The organism is Acinetobacter sp. 778_lipA, from assembly GCF_058242985.1.
In genome coordinates, this window is sequence record NZ_JBZAYT010000001.1 from 994,778 (window position 1) to 1,013,071 (window position 18,294).

Annotated in this window: 13 protein-coding genes, 4 pseudogenes and 1 other annotated feature; of the genes and pseudogenes, 10 read left to right on the top strand and 7 right to left on the bottom strand. The window is 37.4% G+C overall.

Translation table 11 applies throughout. The features are described 5' to 3' along the window. Positions 1–425: 425 nt before the first annotated feature. Positions 426–3,161 carry a UvrD-helicase domain-containing protein gene (locus tag AC4CUY_RS04655; RefSeq protein ID WP_419329050.1) on the bottom strand — a complete coding sequence of 912 codons (2,736 nt, stop codon included), beginning with the start codon at positions 3,159–3,161 and terminating at the stop codon, positions 426–428. Positions 3,162–3,266: 105 nt separating this feature from the next. Then, positions 3,267–3,461 carry an exodeoxyribonuclease VII small subunit gene (xseB, locus tag AC4CUY_RS04660; protein WP_419329051.1) on the bottom strand — a complete coding sequence of 65 codons (195 nt, stop codon included), beginning with the start codon at positions 3,459–3,461 and terminating at the stop codon, positions 3,267–3,269. A 63-nt stretch (positions 3,462–3,524) separates the two neighbouring features. Here xseB and AC4CUY_RS04665 point away from each other — a divergent pair. The 3 genes and pseudogenes from AC4CUY_RS04665 to AC4CUY_RS04675 all read left to right on the top strand — a co-directional run. Next, positions 3,525–4,597: pseudogene (locus AC4CUY_RS04665) on the top strand (IS3 family transposase); the annotation flags it as partial. Then, positions 3,800–3,916, top strand: a sequence feature (AL1L pseudoknot). (Overlaps the previous pseudogene by 117 nt.) Positions 4,598–4,655: 58 nt before the next feature. Beyond that, positions 4,656–5,357, top strand: coding sequence for an IS1 family transposase (locus tag AC4CUY_RS04670; protein ID WP_004282341.1), 702 nt, complete (start codon positions 4,656–4,658; stop codon positions 5,355–5,357). A gap of 27 nt (positions 5,358–5,384) precedes the next feature. Further along, positions 5,385–5,555 (top strand): annotated as a pseudogene (locus tag AC4CUY_RS04675) (integrase core domain-containing protein); the annotation flags it as partial. 37 nt (positions 5,556–5,592) lie between these two features. On the opposite strand, the pseudogene AC4CUY_RS04680 reads toward AC4CUY_RS04675, so the two are convergent. The 4 genes and pseudogenes from AC4CUY_RS04680 to AC4CUY_RS04695 all read right to left on the bottom strand — a co-directional run. Then, a pseudogene (locus AC4CUY_RS04680) lies at positions 5,593–6,585 on the bottom strand (IS256-like element ISAbe10 family transposase); the annotation flags it as partial. Positions 6,586–6,899: 314 nt separating this feature from the next. Beyond that, complete coding sequence (locus AC4CUY_RS04685; protein ID WP_058062361.1) at positions 6,900–7,853, bottom strand: NAD(P)-dependent oxidoreductase; 954 nt, start codon at positions 7,851–7,853, stop codon at positions 6,900–6,902. A gap of 211 nt (positions 7,854–8,064) precedes the next feature. Continuing rightward, complete coding sequence (locus AC4CUY_RS04690; protein WP_490773729.1) at positions 8,065–9,213, bottom strand: hypothetical protein; 1,149 nt, start codon at positions 9,211–9,213, stop codon at positions 8,065–8,067. Between the two features lie 45 nt (positions 9,214–9,258). Further along, positions 9,259–10,503 carry a flavin-containing monooxygenase gene (locus AC4CUY_RS04695; protein WP_490773730.1) on the bottom strand — a complete coding sequence of 415 codons (1,245 nt, stop codon included), beginning with the start codon at positions 10,501–10,503 and terminating at the stop codon, positions 9,259–9,261. Positions 10,504–10,801: 298 nt separating this feature from the next. On the opposite strand from AC4CUY_RS04695, the gene AC4CUY_RS04700 reads away from it, so the two are divergent. The 6 genes and pseudogenes from AC4CUY_RS04700 (at position 10,802) to AC4CUY_RS04725 (ending at position 15,718) form a co-directional block, all read left to right on the top strand. Continuing rightward, positions 10,802–11,215 (top strand): RidA family protein, encoded by a 414-nt coding sequence (locus AC4CUY_RS04700; protein WP_262549747.1) that lies wholly within the window; start codon positions 10,802–10,804, stop codon positions 11,213–11,215. Positions 11,216–11,231: 16 nt separating this feature from the next. Beyond that, the gene (locus AC4CUY_RS04705; protein WP_262549744.1) at positions 11,232–11,906 is read left to right on the top strand and encodes a DUF1028 domain-containing protein; all 675 of its coding nucleotides are present in this window, start codon (positions 11,232–11,234) and stop codon (positions 11,904–11,906) included. Between the two features lie 29 nt (positions 11,907–11,935). Next, positions 11,936–12,907 carry a LysR family transcriptional regulator gene (locus tag AC4CUY_RS04710; protein WP_262549743.1) on the top strand — a complete coding sequence of 324 codons (972 nt, stop codon included), beginning with the start codon at positions 11,936–11,938 and terminating at the stop codon, positions 12,905–12,907. Next, complete coding sequence (argE, locus tag AC4CUY_RS04715; RefSeq protein WP_490773731.1) at positions 12,907–14,043, top strand: acetylornithine deacetylase; 1,137 nt, start codon at positions 12,907–12,909, stop codon at positions 14,041–14,043. Before AC4CUY_RS04710 ends, argE begins: the two co-directional genes overlap by 1 nt. 163 nt (positions 14,044–14,206) lie before the next feature. Then, positions 14,207–14,857, top strand: a pseudogene (locus AC4CUY_RS04720) (amino acid ABC transporter permease); the annotation flags it as partial. 138 nt (positions 14,858–14,995) lie between these two features. Further along, on the top strand, positions 14,996–15,718 hold the full coding sequence (locus AC4CUY_RS04725) for an amino acid ABC transporter ATP-binding protein (protein WP_473187087.1): 723 nt from the start codon (positions 14,996–14,998) through the stop codon (positions 15,716–15,718). A gap of 262 nt (positions 15,719–15,980) precedes the next feature. On the opposite strand, the gene AC4CUY_RS04730 is transcribed toward AC4CUY_RS04725, so the two are convergent. Then, positions 15,981–16,703 (bottom strand): class II aldolase and adducin N-terminal domain-containing protein, encoded by a 723-nt coding sequence (locus AC4CUY_RS04730; protein ID WP_490773732.1) that lies wholly within the window; start codon positions 16,701–16,703, stop codon positions 15,981–15,983. Positions 16,704–16,881: 178 nt separating this feature from the next. Here AC4CUY_RS04730 and AC4CUY_RS04735 point away from each other — a divergent pair, with 178 nt between their 5' ends. Beyond that, a complete protein-coding gene (locus AC4CUY_RS04735) occupies positions 16,882–17,745 on the top strand; it encodes an ABC transporter substrate-binding protein (protein WP_086351965.1) in 864 nt (287 codons plus the stop codon). Positions 17,746–18,294 lie beyond the last annotated feature (549 nt).

The window sequence follows — 18,294 nt, forward strand, 5'->3', positions numbered from 1 at the left end:
AGAAAGATGTTCAAGATTTTTTAAAAGCATTTTCTAAAATTAATAAAGCTGATTTTCATTTTAAAATATTGTCTTTATTTCCAGACAATTGCTGTGAATTTACCTCTATGTTGTTAGCCCGATTTTTAATTTAGGAAAGGGCATACCAAATTACTGATGTTTTAATGATTAAGGGACAATGTTGAAAGAAATCATCTCAACTCCATCTATGGCTTGATATACTCGGTATAAAAGTTGACTTAACTTCAGGACAGTTCAAGGATGCACCTCATATAATTATTGCTGAATACCACTCTTGGCATGATCACTTTCAAATTGTAGACATATATTTACCAGAGATTAATTTTGATAATTACTTAGGTGATTATGAAGAGCTTGCGCTAGAGTATGGCTACATGCAAATTGTTAAAAAAATTAATAGAAATTTAATGGCGTTTTAAAGTCCGCTTATAGTTACAATTCGGATAGCGATTACATGCCATAAATTCACCATAAGGTCCTGTTTTCTTCCAGATACGTCCTTGATTACATTTCGGACATAACCACTCAGGTGGTATTTCACTATTTGCAGGTTTATGCTCGTCTTGAGGTATGTAAATCAATTCTTTGAAATTTTGGTCTTTAATAATCTCATCAAGGAAAATAGAGCCTCGCTCTCCAATGAGATAAACCTTTTCTTTTGCACGAGTCAGAGCCACATAAAACAAGCGACGTTCTTCAGCAAAAGCATGTGCTTCAGGTTGGGGAAGTACCATATTCAATAGAGGATCATCTTCCTTGTCAGCAGGGAAAGAGTTTCCACCTTTATTCAAGCCAACCAAAATAACATAGTCCGCTTGTAAGCCTTTCGATGAGTGAATGGTTTTAAACTGGACTGTACAATGGGTTAAAAAAGGTCGAATACTGCTGATTTGGGGTTCATGGCGATTGTATCGTGCTAATATATAAATAGATTTCTTTTTAGCTTGACCTGAATTTGTATTATTGATTTCCATAATGGTTTTAAGTAAATATTGATCAATATCTTTTTTATTTGTTGAAAAGCTAATTTCGACGACTTTAGTGGTCGATTGATCAACAGCATTAACCACCTTTTGAAGTTGTGCTTTATTTTTTTGGATAAAACCACTAGCAATATTGGCAATACCTTGATTGGAACGGAATGTTTGGGTAAGTTGAGTTTGTTTGGTATAACCAAAGACTTTTTGAAACTGAGTAAAAATACTGATATCTGAACCTGCAAAGCGATAGATTGCTTGCCAGTCATCACCAACACAAAACAGTTTTGCTTCAGGTACTTGGTTGAGTAAAGACTGGATAAGGCGTGCTCTAGCTTGAGATGTATCCTGAAACTCATCCACTATAATGAGTTTAAATGGACTCTTATATTTATTTTCGTTGATCAGTTTGGCTGATTCAATCAGCAAATCATCAAAATCATGCTCTTGGCTGGATTTTAAAATAGCATCGTATTTTGCATAAACTTTGGCAAACAACTCTAAAAATAGACTTTGTCTAAGCGTTAATGACGAGTTTGCTAAAAGCTGAGTTGTATTGGCTTGATTAGATTTATAATGGCTTAAAAAACTACTGTAGAGGTCATTTGCACTTTGTTCGTAAATAGATTCGGCTTTTATATTGATCTCAGTTAAGCTACGTGGGGTAAATGCTTGTCCACGTAATTTAAGTTCTTTCTCTAGTTTATGAAAAATTGAACCTGTAATAAACTCGTGAAAAGTGGTGCTGATTAAATCAGTCTTATACTGCTTGTGAATTTCAGCTTTCCATTTCATTTCATTTAGGTATTTTTGCCCAAAATGAGCTGGAGGTTTACCATGCTGATCCACAGCATAATGTTCTAAATAAAGGTTGATTTCAGGAAAATAAAAATCAGGTTTGTACTGGCGGTGACTTTCATCCGCAGTGTCATGTTCATAATTGCATTCGTATTGATAGGGAATACCTTGGCTATATAACCAGTTGGCGATAGCTTTTTCGCCATGGGATTTTACGATTTCACCTTGGTAAGTTTCAAAGCCATCCTTGAATCTATCAAATGATTGTTTTTGTGCCTTATCCCATTCACTTTGAGTTTTGAATGCAAAAGGCGAGAGTGGAGCTTTTAAATAAGCTGTTTTAAATAAAAGATACTTTTCCTGAAAGTCTGAGTCAGTTTCATTTAACTGTTGAATAATTCTATCTAAGAGGCGTTTTATATTTTCTGCATGTGCTGAAACTGTAGGGCTTTTACCAGTGGCTTTGCCAATGATCCTTACACCTAATTTATGAAAATTCAGTGCTTCAATTTTGCCATTAAACTGAGTAAGAATATTGCTAAGCCTTAAATTGATCCGCTCATTCAGTTCTTCTCCTGCATTCCTATTAAAAGCCAATACTAAAATTTCTTCAGGTTGATAAAGACCTGTTAATAATGCATAACCCACTTTCCCAACGATGGTAGAAGTTTTACCTGAACCTGCCGCAGCGACCAACAAGTTACGGTCTTCAAAAATGATCGAAGAAACCCGTTGTTCATGCGTGAGTGGGGTAGCTTCAACCTGATCAAAAAAATCTTTATATTTAACTAATTCACTGTCAATAAAACGAGAGTTTTTAGTATCGATGGCATAGTTTGCTTGGATCGGTAATTCAATCAATTTTTGAAGCTGTTCAAAGGCTACCTGTTGTTGTGATTCAAAGCAAAATGAACGATCACGTTTGATTAAACTGTCAAATCGGTCAACATCAGGTTTTGAGCGTGCAATTAAGTCTGACCTGAATAAATTTGAAAAACGATGAGATAGGTAACGATCTTGATGAATAAAGTCTTGGTATTCAATGATAAATGGTTGCAGAACGGCTTTAATTTGTTCTGCATTTCTTTTATTTTTTAGGAATTCTGTATCACTTTGAATTTGAGTTCGAAATTCTTCGGCTTGTGAATTGAATATGCCTTTGAACAAAAAAATCTGATCAAGCGTTTTAAGTGTCAAAGATGACCATATCCAACCCTTTTGGATATGAATGTCTAAGACCTGCTCAGGAGTCATTTTTGTCGTGTTGTCATCAAGCTTAATTGTGAGTTCAGGGTATTCATAGCTTAGATACCATTTGGCTGAGCCTGCAAAAATGTAGCTGAGTAAACTTGGATGGATTTCCATAATGTCCTAAAGAAAAATTATTAAAATAATTAATGGTTTATATGTAATTGTAAGCGTTGAAGTTATTTAATTCAGCAGTATGATAGAAATTATCAACAACCATTGTTACTCTTTAAAGGTTTTATTCAACGCTTGTTGCACAGCATCAACTCTTGATTTACAAGATTTAAAAGCATCCATCGACTCTTCGACGACCTTCATCAAATTATCAATATCAGGCTCTTCCTGAGATTCCAGTAAATCTGCATTACGTTTTAGAATGTCATAACCTTGTTTAAAGCTTAAAGTTTCATTTGTCATGAGTGATTACCTGTGAACCGTACCGGGTTTGTCGGAGACTAACTTTCCTGAGAGAATGTTCCGATGAAAAAACCTAAATATACCCCTGAAATCAGAGATAGAGCGGTTCAATTATTGATTGAATCCGAAAAAGATTATCCATCGAATTGGGCTGCAATCACAGCTATTGCACCCAAGATTGGTTGTACTCCTGAAACATTACGTGTTTGGCATCAAAAATATCTGGATAAACAAAATCCAGTTAAAGTACAGCAGCTTTCAGATCAAGAACGTATTAAACAACTCGAACGTGAAAATAAAGAACTGCAACGTGCTAACGAAATTCTACGTAAAGCAGCTGCTTTTTTCGCCCAGGCGGAGCTCGACCGCCCACACAAATAATGGTGGATTTTATCCATCATAATAAAGAGCTGTACGGAGTCGAGGCGATTTGTAGAATTTTACCTATCGCACCCTCAACCTATTACCGGACTCTAGATCTCTGCGATGAGAAGCATTGCTTCGCAAGGGAACATCGAGCAAAGCGAGATTTACATGACTTGCATCATGCTGAGGAGATTAAACGAATTTGGAAGGAAAGTTCAGGTCGGTATGGTGTACGTAAAGTCTGGCAAAAACTGAAACGTGAAGGCTATATTATTGCACGCTGTACTGTTGCTCGATTAATGAAAAATCTAGGTATACAAGGTGTTTGGCGAGGTAAGAACAAACAAACCACCCGTAGCCGAGATGACCAAAAACGAGCACCTGACTTGGTGAAACGGAATTTTAGAGCTGATCGGCCTAATCACTTGTGGGTTGCTGACTTTACCTATATTCAAACAAATTCAGGCTGGGTCTATACCGCCTTTATCATTGATGTGTTCTCACGAGCAATTGTTGGATGGAAAGTATCTACACGGATGAATACAGATATGGTACTCGATGCACTTGAGCAAGCATTGCACGATCGAGGCATGCCAAAGAATGTGATTCATCATTCCGATAGAGGTGTTCAATATCTTTCTATTCGCTATACCAATCGTTTAGAAGCTGCAAATTTACGAGCATCAGTCGGTACGACTGGTGATTCATACGATAATGCACTGGCTGAAACGGTGAATGGCTTATACAAAACAGAGGTGATTGAATATTTGGTGGTGTTTCAAAAAGTATGCTGAAAAAAAGCAGGTTGGATTTTGATAAAATAGAGAAATGCGAATAACTCTAGAAATCAAGTGTCCAGCCTGCCTAAGTGACAGTATAAAGAAAAATGGCACAAAAGTAGATGGTAAGCAAAATTACCAATGTAAAATATGCAGACGTCAATTTATTGGTGATCATGCTCTCAGTTATCAAGGCTGTCACTCAGGTATCAAAACCAAAATATTACACCTCATGGTGCGAGGCAGTGGTGTCAGGGATATAGCAGAAATTGAAAGAGTAAGTATCGGTAAAGTTCTACGGACACTTAGCCAATCAAAATATCAACTTCGAGCACAGCAAAGTCATTATGAAACCCTTGAAGTAGATGAGTTTTGGACTTTTGTTGGTCATAAGCAAAATAAACAATGGCTAATTTATGCCTATCATCGAGAAACAGGTGAAATTGTTGCTTATGTATGGGGTAACCGAGATTTAGCCACTGCAAAACGACTTAAATTAAAATTGAAGCAGTTAGGTGTAAGCTATACATGTATATCAAGTGACCATTGGGATAGCTTTGTTACGACCTTTAAAGAATGCAAACAGTTGATTGGTAAATTTTTCACTGTGGGTATAGAAGGCAATAATTGTCGATTACGGCATCGAATCAGGCGAGGCTTTAGGAGAAGCTGCAACTTCTCCAAAAAGCTTGAAAATCATTTCAAAGCCTTTGATTTAGTATTCTTTTATATCAATAATGGATTCGTTTAATGCCAGCATACTTTTTGAAACACCACCGAATATTTAAAAGCAGATTGGCAAGGTTTAGCAGATGTACAACTTGCGACACTAAACTGGGTAGATTGGTTCAATAAAAAGCGTGTACACAGTGCACTGGGTTATGTATCGCCTTTTGAGTTTGAAGCAATGTACTATGATAAGATTAACCCGTTAGGTCAGGTGGCCTAACTTAAATAAAAAAGTCTCCGACAAACCCGGTACGGTTCACTTTACGAATATCTGCTGGATAAGCGAACAAGGTATTTAGGTTCTGCCAGTGCCCGTACCAAGATTTGCTAATCTGCGGGTATTTATCATCCCATGTGCTCGCAAAGACTTCTAATGCCTGCAAGGCAGACTCTTCAGTAACAGCTTGATAAATACGCTTCAAGTCACTGGTGACGGCTTTATAGTCCTTCCAACTCACATATTTCAAACTGTTGCGTACCATGTGGATAATACATAGTTGAATGCGTGTTTGTGGGTAGACGGTAGTAATCGCATCAGGAAAGCCTTTCAAACCATCTACACAGGCAATCAGAATGTCTTGTACACCACGATTCTTTAGTTCTGTTAGAACGGACAGCCAGAATTTGGCACCTTCATTCTCGGCGATCCACATACCCAGCAGTTCTTTGTGACCCTCAAGGTTAACACCCAATGCTAGAAAGACAGCTTTGTTAATAACGCTGTTGTCCTGTCTGACCTTCACCACAATGCAATCAAGGTACACGATGGGGTAAATGTTATCGAGTGGGCGATTCTGCCACTCAATCACTTGCTCTTTAACCGCATTTGTTACCTTGGAAATCAAACTAGGAGATACATCTGCATCGTATAGTTCTTTGAATGTACTGACGATTTCACGGGTGGTCATGCCTTTGGCATACAGCGATAGGATTTGGCTATCCATGCTGGTGATTCTGGTTTGGTGTTTCTTCACTAATTGTGGTTCAAATGTACCATCACGATCACGTGGGGTATTCAGCTCAAACTCACCATCACCCGTTAGTAGTTGCTTCTTACTGTAGCCATTACGTGCATTGCCTTTGGCACTAGGCTGGTGACGCTCATGCCCTAAATGCTCAGTGAGCTCTGCATTTAGGGCTGTTTCAACGGTAAGTTTCTTTAGAGCTTTACTGAATTCATTCAGGTCAGAATCTGTTTTTAGGTTTTTGGTAAATTCTTTTGCCAGTTCAATCAATTGACTGTGATCCATTGTGGATGTCTCCATCTATCCCTATTACAGGGTACTAAGATTTGGACATTTACACAGTTTTATTTACAGGCTCATTCAGTCAAGTCAACAAGATTCAAGCATATGTGGCAGTCTTAAATAAATTTACAGAAATAGGCTTACCTCATACCCAAGTTGTCTCCTAAATTTAGATAACTTAGGTAAACATTAATTTTTAAATCTTTTTTACTCCAAATTTTTAAAAGCCTCAAGTGAATTACTTGGGGCTTTCTATATTTTTATAATTTAAATTCAAATAATAGTTATTCTTTTGATAATGATCCTTCTCAAGTCATTTAGTTGATTAAATTTTTAGCAATACCATGAATATTTGAATTAATATTTTTTTGTAAAATATCAAATAATCTGCCTTGAGCTTCATCTGTTGCCCAACCAATATGCGGTGTAATCATGACATTGGGATGCTGAAAATTAAGCAGGATATGATCTGTTGGAGGTGGTTCTGCTGATAATACATCAGCGCCAAAACCTGCAATATAATTATTTTTAAGCGCGTGCACCAAACTATATTCATCAATTAACCCTCCACGCCCTGCATTGATTAATATGCTGGATGATTTCATTTGTTGGATAACCTCTAGATCAATCATGCCTTTAGTATGATTATTTAATTCACAATGTAACGACAATACATCAGCAATTTTGATGGCTTGATTGAACGGAATATATCCTTGGCGACAAGTAAGGGCATTTTTTCGTTCGCTAAAATATACATGCATGCCAAAAGCTTTTGCTTTTTTAGCTAAAGATAAACCGATTTCCCCTTTTCCCAAGATCACTAAATTTTTGTTGTTAAGCTCTCTTATGGAAGCAGATAAGCAGTAGGAGGTTGGGCTATGACTCCATTTTCCCGTTAGAACTGAGTTAAGTTGTGAATTCATATTTTTAAACAAATTAATCATCAACATGAATGCATGTTCAGCTACAGCATCTCCAGCATAACCTCGGATATTTGCCACTTTTACACCATGTTGGCGTAATAATGGAATGTTGATATGATCAAATCCTGTAGAACATAAGGCGACCAGTTTGAGTGTGGGATTATGGTCTAGGACTATTTCATCCACAACTAGATCATTTACAACCAGTACATCCTGATCATATACTTTTTGATAAAATTCCTGTTGAGATAGTTGATGATATTCCTTGTATATACATGGAAAGTCAAAATGGAATTTTTTATCCATTAATATATTTTTTTCGACACAGGTAACTCTTAAAATCGCCATAATTTTTCTCATTTTTCATGGTGAAGGTGAAATCTCAGCACGGTATACCAGGATTCTAATTTTCGGCATAAATAACAGTAAGATCAAAACAATTCATTTGTACATTCTACCAAATGAATTGTTGATTTAAGGATTTGTATGACTCAGTAGAATATTGTAATTTCTTTAAAATAGCGTTATTTCAATGAGTTATATATTAGTGTGCGTGCCATTAAAAATTATAAATTGCTTGTAAGTTAAGCAATTTATTTGTGCCACTATCATCACCAATAGCATAAGATTCTGTTGTGCCACCAATGTTAAAGTCATTTTTGCCGATGATATATTCTGCCACAAATGTGAATTGTTCATGGTCTACAGAAACACCCAAAATACTACGACTTGAATCTTTAAATCCTTCTGCATCTTTTTTGTAGGTACTGTACATGGCATAAGGTGTAATCGTACCAATCTTTCCTACATTTTTAAAAGCATAACTGATATCGGCAGTATAAAAAGTCCCATTATTAGCAATATCGTAATTGTCTTTAAATGAACCTACGGTTGATATATTTGCATTAATAGGATCTTTATTATCCACTTTGTTTTTACCACCAGTTAAAGTGAATGCCAGATTTTCATAAGAAATGGTAGAAAATAAGGTCCATGCTTTGCGGTTACCAGTTGACTGCGTAACATCATTATCGATATCAGAATACCAATAAGCGCCTCCCAATTTTGCGGTTAATTTATCATCTTCAGATAGTTTTAAGTCTCTGGAAATACGTGCAATCCACATATTTTTTTCATCTAAAGATTCAACATAATTGGCTGTGTAACGACTGGCATCGGAACTTGATCCATATTTACCTCCATCTTTGGCAAAATAAGCCAGATCAACATCGGTCGCTTTAAATGGTTGGAAATGATATTTCACCCCAAAGTTGTGTACATCTTCAAGACCAAATTGCGTTACGATGCCACCATACCAGTTGCTTTCCCAAAAGCGTCCAGGGCCAAATGGCACAGTTTGCAAACCTAGAGTAATATTATCATTTTGGTTAATTTTATATCCAAGATAGCCATCGACTAATGAGGAGAAATCACACAATTTATCAAATTGATAGCAACGATATTCAACATGCCCAAATAATTTAGGCGATTGATAATCAAGATTAATTTTTGCGGCGTCAAAGGTTAGTTTGTGATCATTATCTGACCAACTTTTATCCTGATATTTTACACGTAAGAAACCTGATAAGGTTAATGCACCTTTGGCTGTTGTTTCATCTCCGATGGTTAATGCATCGGCTTGTGCTGCATTGAATCCACCCAAAGCAAACATTGTGATGGATAATGTTTTTACTAAACGATATTGCATATTAAAATTTCCTCTAAAAATGACTTTATGCTTAATTTTTAATGATTAAGGCGTATAGTCCATATATTTGCGTTTGATATTGATGTGGTCTGCAATGCGTTTCGCATCATGCCAGACTCCCCAGATAAAACTGGAACCCCGACCAGTCAGATAAGGTAAACCTAGAAAGTAAATACCCGCTTGATTGGTAATACCTTGCTTATGTTTTGGTTTTTTATTGTCATCAAAGATATCTAGTTCAAGCCAGTCATAATCATAACCAAAGCCTGATGCCCAAATAATACTGGTGATATTTTGCTGTGCCAGATTAAGTTCTAGAATTAGATTTTTTACACATTCAGGATCATCAAGTAAAATTCGTGCTTCGGGATCTTCAGGCAAATCCAATCCGCTATTGGCAATAAATGCATCTGCCTCATCCAAAAGCTTTAAATAATTTTCTTCTCCCTGATGAATATTGTCTGCTAAGTCCGCCTGAAAACTGACTTTTCCATCATTAAATATTTTTGTCATGCCAAGTAAGGTAATGCCTTGTTGTGCAAGCTTTTTAAAATCTACAGTGTGTCCTCCCTGGGCACCGCTGACAGCAAAGCCTTTGAGAGGACCATTATCCGGTTTTTCCGCTTCCCATCCACCAAGTACCCCTAGCCACCAAACATTATCCCTAGAGCGATAACGACGAGGTGGACGTTCATGTTTGCCAACAGATAAAAATACTTGTTTACCAGAACGATTTAATTCATCAGCAATCTGCACCCCCGAAGATCCTGCACCAATTACCAATACATTGCCTTGTGGTAGCTGCTCAGGATTTTTATATTGATCTGAATGAATCTGGTACAATTTTTCATCTTTGGGTGCAATTGCCGGAATCATTGCTTTTTGAAAAGGCCCGGTGGCAATGACGACACGCTGTGCCTCAATTTTTCCTTGTGACGTTTCGATTTGATAAGTCAAAGATTGTTCTTTATTGCTGACTTTCAGAACTTCTACATTGGTATAAATCGGCGCATTAATTTTTTTTGCATAAGCTTCAAAATAATCTGCAACCTGATCATGATGTACAAAACTTTCCGGTGTTGCGGAAAACTCCATGCTCGGAAAACGATCATGCCAGCATGGTCCATTTGCGACCAGTGAATCCCAGCGTCTGCTACGCCATGCTTCCGCAATTCTGGCTTTCTCTAGGACCACATGTTCAATGCCTAATGTGCCAAGATGTTCACTCATGGCTACGCCTGCCTGACCACCACCGATCACCACTGTATCTATTTGTTCTGGTAAATTCATGATTAATCCTAAATTCTTGATTGATCTATAAGCTTCGGGCTTGCATTGCAAAATATATTCTCTTTAACAGAGCAGGCCATAAATATGTTGTTTTGATCTTAGAAAGTTGTTTAAAAAAATGAAAATCGCATATCCAAAAGGAGTGAATCAAAAAAAACGAATCGCTCGGAATGTAAACACCTTTTATTAAATTGAGTTTTTAGTACGGATTATCTGAATTAGAAGCAAGGAAAATAGAAATTGAGTTGAGAAGTGGGATACGCATACTAGAAAGTGTAATAAAACACAGGATCGCAACATGAAACATACTCGTATTCGTACCTTTAATACCAAAGAAACTTACCCAGAACAAAATCTTGATAATGACTTGTGTCAGGCGGTTGTGGCGCGTGGCTCTACCGTTTTTCTACGTGGGCAAATCGGGCAAAATCTTGATACTTCCGAAAATGTCTGTATTGGTGATGCCAAAGGTCAGGCAGAACAAGCGATGTATAATATTGATATGCTTCTTAAAGAAGCGGGTGGTGAATTACAGGATATTTGCAAAATTACCATTTATATTATTGATCCGCGTTACCGTGAAGACGTTTACCGTGTCGTTGGAAAGTGGCTTAAAGGGGTTTTCCCTGTTTCTACAGGGATTGTGGTTTCTGCACTGGCACGTCCGGAATGGCTGGTTGAAATTGATGCGACTGCTGTGATTCCAGACTAATCCTCAGGAGAGGTGTATGACATTTTCCATTGTGGCTCGTTGTAAAACCACGGGACAATTGGGCGCTGCCGTGAGTTCTTCCTCACCCGCTGTTGCCTCACGCTGTATTCGTGCCAAAGCTGGTGTAGGCGTGGCAGCCAGTCAAAATATTACGGATCCGCATTTGGCGAATATTCTGCTTGATTTAATCAAGTATGATGTCTCCCCGAATGATGCGATTCAGGAACTGGTATCCAATACAGATTTTATTGAATATCGTCAATTACTTGTACTCAATATGCAAGGTCAGGTTGCTGCTTATAGTGGCGAAAAAACACTGGGTATTTATCAGGCCCATACAGGTCAGGATGTTGCCTGCGCAGGTAATTTACTGGCAAATCCAGATGTTCCACAAACCATGTGTGAAGCATTTGAGCAAAGTCAGGGATGTTTAGCCGAACGGTTATTACTCGCCATGCAGGCAGGTCTTACCGCAGGTGGAGAGGCGGGCAGTGTTCATTCAGCTGGTATACTGGTCGTGGACAAAGTTCAGTGGCCTATTGTAGATTTACGTGTCGATTGGTCTGAATCTGATCCAATCGGAGAGCTCTACAACATATGGAAAATTTATCAACCACAAGTTGAGGATTATGTGTTACGTGCCCTGAATCCCTCCTCCTCACCAAGTTACGGCGTTCCAGGTGATCCATAATTTGCAGTAACTCAATGGAATAATCAAACGTGTTAAATCGTATTTCGCTACGCCAGATGGAATATTTTGTTGCCACCGCAGAAAGTGGCAGCATTATTATTGCCTCAGAAAAAATTCATGTATCTTCACCCTCAATTTCTGCTGCAATTGCACATATTGAATCAGAACTTCAGGTTCAATTATTTATTCGGCAACATGCCAAGGGATTGATTCTGACCAATATTGGCGAACAAGTGATGAAAGAATGCCAGCAAATTTTATCACAGGCTGGCAGCCTATATTCATTGGCAGCTAATTTCTCTGGTTCGATCCGTGGTCCATTAAAACTGGGCTGTTTTACTGCATTTGCACCGATGTTGTATGCAGAAATTATTCATGGATTTAGTAATTTATATAAAAGTGTTGATCTGAATGTCTGTGAGGGTGATCAGGAAATTTTGATCAATGGTTTATTGCGGAATGTGCTGGACGTGGTTTTAACATATGATCTTAATATTGATGAAAATTTACTCAATTTTGAATCATTGGCATCGTTACCGCCCTATGCATTATTTAGTGAAGAGCATCCTTTGGCACATGCACCCGCAGTGACGATGGAAGAGTTGGCAGCTTATCCAATGATTTTACTGGATATGCCTTACAGTAATGATTATTTTATTTCATTATTCAAAAATAGAAATTTGAATCCACAAATCATTAAAACCTCCAAAAATTCGGAAGTGGTTCGCGCCATGGTTGCCAATAATATTGGCTATAGCATTTTAAATGTTCGACCAAAAATTAATTATTCCTTAGATGGTAAACGACTAGTACGTGTGAGAATTTCAGGCGAACAGCGTCCAATGCATATCGGTTTGGTCACTGCAAAAAATGTCGTTCTCAATACGGTTGCTCAGGCATTTATTAGTCGTTGTCGAGCCTTTATTTCTGATCAATATATTCCGGGTATGGGGGCACCACATTTTTATGACCCACATATTCGTACTAAGGAAGACGAATAATGTCTGATCTTCAAAGTACAATGCTACTTAAACAACTGATTGCTTTTGACACCACTTCATACAAAAGTAATCTGGAACTTGTTTATTTTGTAAAACAATTGCTGGAAGATCATGATATTGAGGTAAGACTGCAATTCAATCCGGAAAAGAGCAAAGCCTGCTTATTTGCCAGTATTGGTCCTAAAGATGTATCAGGCATTTTACTATCGGGGCATACCGATGTGGTGCCTGTCGAGGGGCAGGACTGGCATAGTGATCCATTTGTTGCGCTGGAAAAAGACGGTAAAATTTATGGACGTGGTTGCGCTGATATGAAAGGGTTTATCGCCTGTGCTTTAAATGTGATGTTACATGCCAGCACGCAAATTCTGAGTAAACCGTTACATCTATGCCTGTCCTATGATGAAGAAATTGGCTGTATTGGTGTACGAGAGATTTTACAGCATTTGTCAGAATATATGATTCCACCCATTTGTTGTGTCATTGGCGAGCCTACCTTAATGCAAATTGCAACGGGACATAAAGGTAAAGCAGTATTTAAAGCCATGTGCACAGGACAGGAAGGACATTCTGCGCTTGCACCACAATTTACCAATGCTATTCATGTGGCCAATGCATTGATCAATTCAATTGTTGATACCCAGCAACACATTGCCCAAGCCGGTGAACAGGATAGTGATTATGATGTGCCATATTCCACACTTCATATTGGCAAAATTGAAGGTGGTAAAGCCTTAAATATTGTTCCCAATGAATGTATTGTCGATTATGAAATCAGGAATATTGCACAGAACAGCAGTGATCAAATTCTGGAAAAAATTCAACAACATCCAGCCCTGGATAGGTTTAAAAAATTTGTTCATATTGAAGAAGTCAATCAATATCCCGGCTTATTAACCTCACCAACCGTTCAAGCCGTTAAATTTATGCAAAGCTTACTGCCAGAAAATACCCAGACAGGTAAAATTTCCTTTGGTACAGAAGGTGGCTTATTTGCCAATCAATTACATTGTCCAGTCCTTGTGTGTGGTCCCGGTTCAATTACAGTGGCACATAAACCTGATGAGTTTGTAGAAATTAATCAGTTAATACAATGCGATGTATTTTTGCATAAACTGCTGCAAAGCCTGCAATAAAAGTGTTTTAGGCCATTATCATCCCAACCTGAACCATTTTTTTGTTCATATTTTTTAGATTCATATTTTCCACATGGCTACATCACGATTTAGAAATTACTTATTAAAAGCAAATCCGCTATAAAAATAATAAGTAAAAATTTTACAGATTTTGGAGGTTTCAATGGAGTTCAATTGGGCTTACGCATTCAGTTTATTAACCAATCATGATTTTTGGAAGGCCACACTTACAGTCATTGAACTCAGTGTTCTGGTATGGGTTTTAGGGATTGTATTTGGTTTTGTGCTGGCATTGGCAAAGCAATCAAATTTTAAGATTCTATCTAAAGGTAGCAGTCTTTATATTTGGTTTTTTAGAAGTTTACCGTTATTGGTCTTATTGGTATTTATCTATAATCTGCCACAAATTTATCCATCGAGTAGTGTTTTATTGGCTTCACCTTTTATTTCCGGTTTGCTGGCCCTGGCATTAAGTGAGGCGGCCTATATTGCCGAAATTCACCGGGGCGGTTTAAATTCCATTGCCAAGGGCCAAATAGAGGCGGGTAAAGCGCTCGGTCTTAAATATACAGGCATTCAACGTCTGATTGTTATTCCACAAGCTTTACGGATTGCGTTACCAACTTTAGGCAATGAATATGTCACTATTGTAAAACTCACATCACTGGTTTCAGTGATCTCCCTGACTGAGATTTTATTGGTCGGTCAACGTCTGTATACACAAAACTTTTTGGTCATGGAAACCATGCTGGCAGTGGCATTTTACTATGTGCTGATAGTTACTGTCTTTGGGTGGTTGATGAACTGGCTGGAAAAACGTATGGATGTAAGTCGTAAAACGCCCGGGTTACTTCAGGATAACGATCCTCTTCTGGCAGATATTTCCAATGCCTCCATTTCAAAACGTAAGGAAATTATTTCGGAACAACATGGTCAATATGCACTTGAAGCCATTGATATTCATAAATCCTATGGCGATCATGAGGTGTTGAAAGGGATTAATTTGAATGTGAAATGGGGAGAAGTCATTTCCATTATTGGGCCATCTGGATCAGGAAAAACGACATTTATCCGCACCTTAAATGGTCTGGAAAAACTCAATCACGGTACCGTTAATCTACTGGGTCATCCATTTTTAAAAGATCAAAGTATCACTGATGAATCCGTACAATATAAATCACAAATTATTCATGTCGGGATGGTCTTTCAGAGTTTTAACCTGTTTCCCCATAAAACCATTCTGGAAAATGTATTGTTGGCACCGCAATACCATCAATTGGATACGCCGATGGCCAATAAGGTCACAGCGTTGGCCATGCTGAAAAAAGTGGGGATGAAGCAACATGCCAAAAAATATCCTCACCAACTGTCGGGTGGACAACAGCAACGTGTTGCGATTGCTCGTGCATTGGCAATGCATCCATCAGTGATTTTGTTTGATGAACCCACTTCAGCACTGGATCCGGAATTGGTGAGTGAAGTACTTAAAGTGATTGAAGAATTGGCCAAGGAAGGGTTGACCATGATCATCGTTACCCATGAGATGAACTTTGCTTTTAAAGTTTCTGATCGGGTGATCTTTATGGAAAATGGTTATGTTGTTGCCAATGATAGTCCGGATAATCTATTGAAATCTGAAAATAATCGTCTACAAAACTTTATTCAAAAGAATTAAGCATTTAAAATTAAATAGATTTTTTGCTAAAGATGCAGGGTAATTTTATTTACTCTGCTTTTTTATGTGGTTCTCATTCTAAAATTATCATTCATATTTTCTGTGTCCAAAGCTATTTAGAATATGACATAAGTGGTGGTGGTATTGATAGAAAATTATAATTGCTAGTGATTGCATTGATAATATAAAACGCCAGATAAAATTTATCTGGCGTTTGCTTGAAATAAGTATCAGGCTTTTTTAGGACGACAGATACAAAATCTTAATCCATAAAGCTAGGATCTTCCTCAGCCAATAAACATTTCATTTCGGTAAAATGTGCCTCACTAAAATTTTCGATTTTTTCCCAATCTTGCGCTGTTTTTTCGGCAACATCGTCATCTAGAATTTTTAATGTTTGGCCTGTTGAATAGGCTGTAGTGAGGATCTGACATGCACGTTCAATGGTATACATATCATCAAAAGCCACGCCGATAGAATGTGATCCAATTAATATGCCATGATTCCCCATCATTAAGCGTTTCTTATCTTGTAAAATATTGGCAAGACGTTGTCCTTCAGCTTTAGAATCAGCCATGCCCCCATATTGGGAATCATAAGAAACCCGATTAAAATAACGTGCCGTATTTTGATCAATGGGAATAATTTCTGGGTAGTTTAAGCAGGAAATCGCTGTTGAAAATATAGGATGTAAATGTAACACTACACGTACATCGGGTCTTAGACGATGGATTTGACCATGGATTGCCCATGCTGTTGGATCAATTTCACCACGATTAAAACTACTAACATCGTCTGCATCTACTAAAATCAGATCACTGGCTTTAATTCTGGAAAAATGTTTCCATTTGGGATTAAGTAAAAATTTTCTACCATCTTCTGAAACTGCTGCACTAAAATGGTTGGCTACAGCTTCATGCATCCCCATTTTGGCAAATAACCGAAAACATGCTGCTAAATCAATACGGATTTGTTTTTCATCCACGGGTGTATACTCTCAAGAACTTATTGAGTTTATTCTATAGATTTTTGGCTTCATGCTGGATCGGATTTTTAATAACCATACATAGGAATTCCAAAATTACTTTCCATTCAAAACTTGAGTATAACTATTCATAACAGATATCAAGTAAATATCACACGACTTAATCGGAATCCTTACTATGCGTATTATGAAATATTCTCTTTATCCATTTTTGGCATTATTACTTGCTGGTGGTTTAACTGCATGTAATAAAGACACTTCTTCAACTCAAAATAGTGATGCTTCAACAATTGATCAAGTAAAAGTAATAAAGATCGGTTCAGACATGACTTTTCCACCTTTTGAATATATCGAAAATAATCAACCGAGTGGATTTGATATTGATTTAATAAATGGAATATTGCAACAATCTTCTGCCAGTGCGAACATTATAGATACACGGTTTTCAAATTTAATTCCTGGTCTAGAGGGCAAAAAATTTGATGCTGTGATTTCAGGGATGTACATCACAGCTGAACGTCTGAAAAAAGTAGATATGGTCCCTTATTTTAAATCTACTGAATCGGTGACTGTACTCAGTAACTCTAGTTACAAACCTAAAGTCCGTGATGATTTATGTGGTAAAACTATTGCAACACAAAAAGGCTCATTATATCCGGATCAACTGAATCAAATTTCCCAAGAAAGCTGCCTTGCTAAAGGTAAAGCAGCCATTACTGTTCGTGAATTTGATACATCACCACAGGCTGTACAAGCTGTATTGGCAAAAGCTGCTGATGCACAATATGATGATAGCAGTGTGGCACGTAATACCGTCAAAAAACTCAATGGCAAAGTAGAAATTACTTCCACAGAACCATTTTTTCCATTCATTGGTGGTATTGCGGTACGTAAGGGCGATACAGTTACCTATAATTTAATTAATGATGGATTAAAAAAGCTAAAACAATCTGGTGAATATGACACTTTAATCCAAAAATATGATTTGCAGGCTCCGACTGACGAAGAAATTAAAGCGTTTATGGATGAGGCAAAGTCCTAATTTTGATATGTTGTGGAAATTGAGACTTCTACTGACATTTTGGTAAATTTTATTTCATTTCAAAGGAGTTTCAATTTTGAGTACCAAAGCACAACGAGAGATCACGCATAAACTAAAAGTATTTGCTGATACTGAGCAAATCGGTAATTTCGCATTCACTTATCGGTATTTTGGTATCTACAGAGATACCTTTTATTGGTGAAGGAAGAATTATCAATCTAAAGGAGAGCTTGGTCTTGTTAATAGTAAGCCTTGTCCAGAAAATTCAAAATTACGTACTCCTCTAGACATACAAAACAATTAGATAGAAGAAAAATACAAAGATGATCCTAAATATTTTGTAAATGGCGAGATCCAAGCGAGTACGTAATCCTTCCGAGGTGACGGTTGAAGTATATACCCAACTAAATACTACAGTTTATCCATTATATAGACAATGAAGATTTTCAATTATGAGCTTTGTATTTTGTTATTATAAATTAACTATTTGAATAGACACCGATTTTGTAGCGTGGCGCAGTTTTAGCTCAAACCATGTGCTCATGTAAA

Excerpts from the sequence above, each read along its gene's own strand:
- argE (WP_490773731.1), top strand. The coding sequence starts at position 12,907 with ATGTCTGATCTTCAAAGTACAATGCTACTTAAACAACTGATTGCTTTT.
- AC4CUY_RS04705 (WP_262549744.1), top strand. The coding sequence starts at position 11,232 with ATGACATTTTCCATTGTGGCTCGTTGTAAAACCACGGGACAATTGGGC.
- AC4CUY_RS04670 (WP_004282341.1), top strand. The coding sequence starts at position 4,656 with ATGCGAATAACTCTAGAAATCAAGTGTCCAGCCTGCCTAAGTGACAGT.
- AC4CUY_RS04700 (WP_262549747.1), top strand. The coding sequence starts at position 10,802 with ATGAAACATACTCGTATTCGTACCTTTAATACCAAAGAAACTTACCCA.
- xseB (WP_419329051.1), bottom strand. The coding sequence starts at position 3,461 with ATGACAAATGAAACTTTAAGCTTTAAACAAGGTTATGACATTCTAAAA.
- AC4CUY_RS04655 (WP_419329050.1), bottom strand. The coding sequence starts at position 3,161 with ATGGAAATCCATCCAAGTTTACTCAGCTACATTTTTGCAGGCTCAGCC.
- AC4CUY_RS04690 (WP_490773729.1), bottom strand. The coding sequence starts at position 9,213 with ATGCAATATCGTTTAGTAAAAACATTATCCATCACAATGTTTGCTTTG.
- AC4CUY_RS04735 (WP_086351965.1), top strand. The coding sequence starts at position 16,882 with ATGCGTATTATGAAATATTCTCTTTATCCATTTTTGGCATTATTACTT.
- AC4CUY_RS04685 (WP_058062361.1), bottom strand. The coding sequence starts at position 7,853 with ATGGCGATTTTAAGAGTTACCTGTGTCGAAAAAAATATATTAATGGAT.
- AC4CUY_RS04695 (WP_490773730.1), bottom strand. The coding sequence starts at position 10,503 with ATGAATTTACCAGAACAAATAGATACAGTGGTGATCGGTGGTGGTCAG.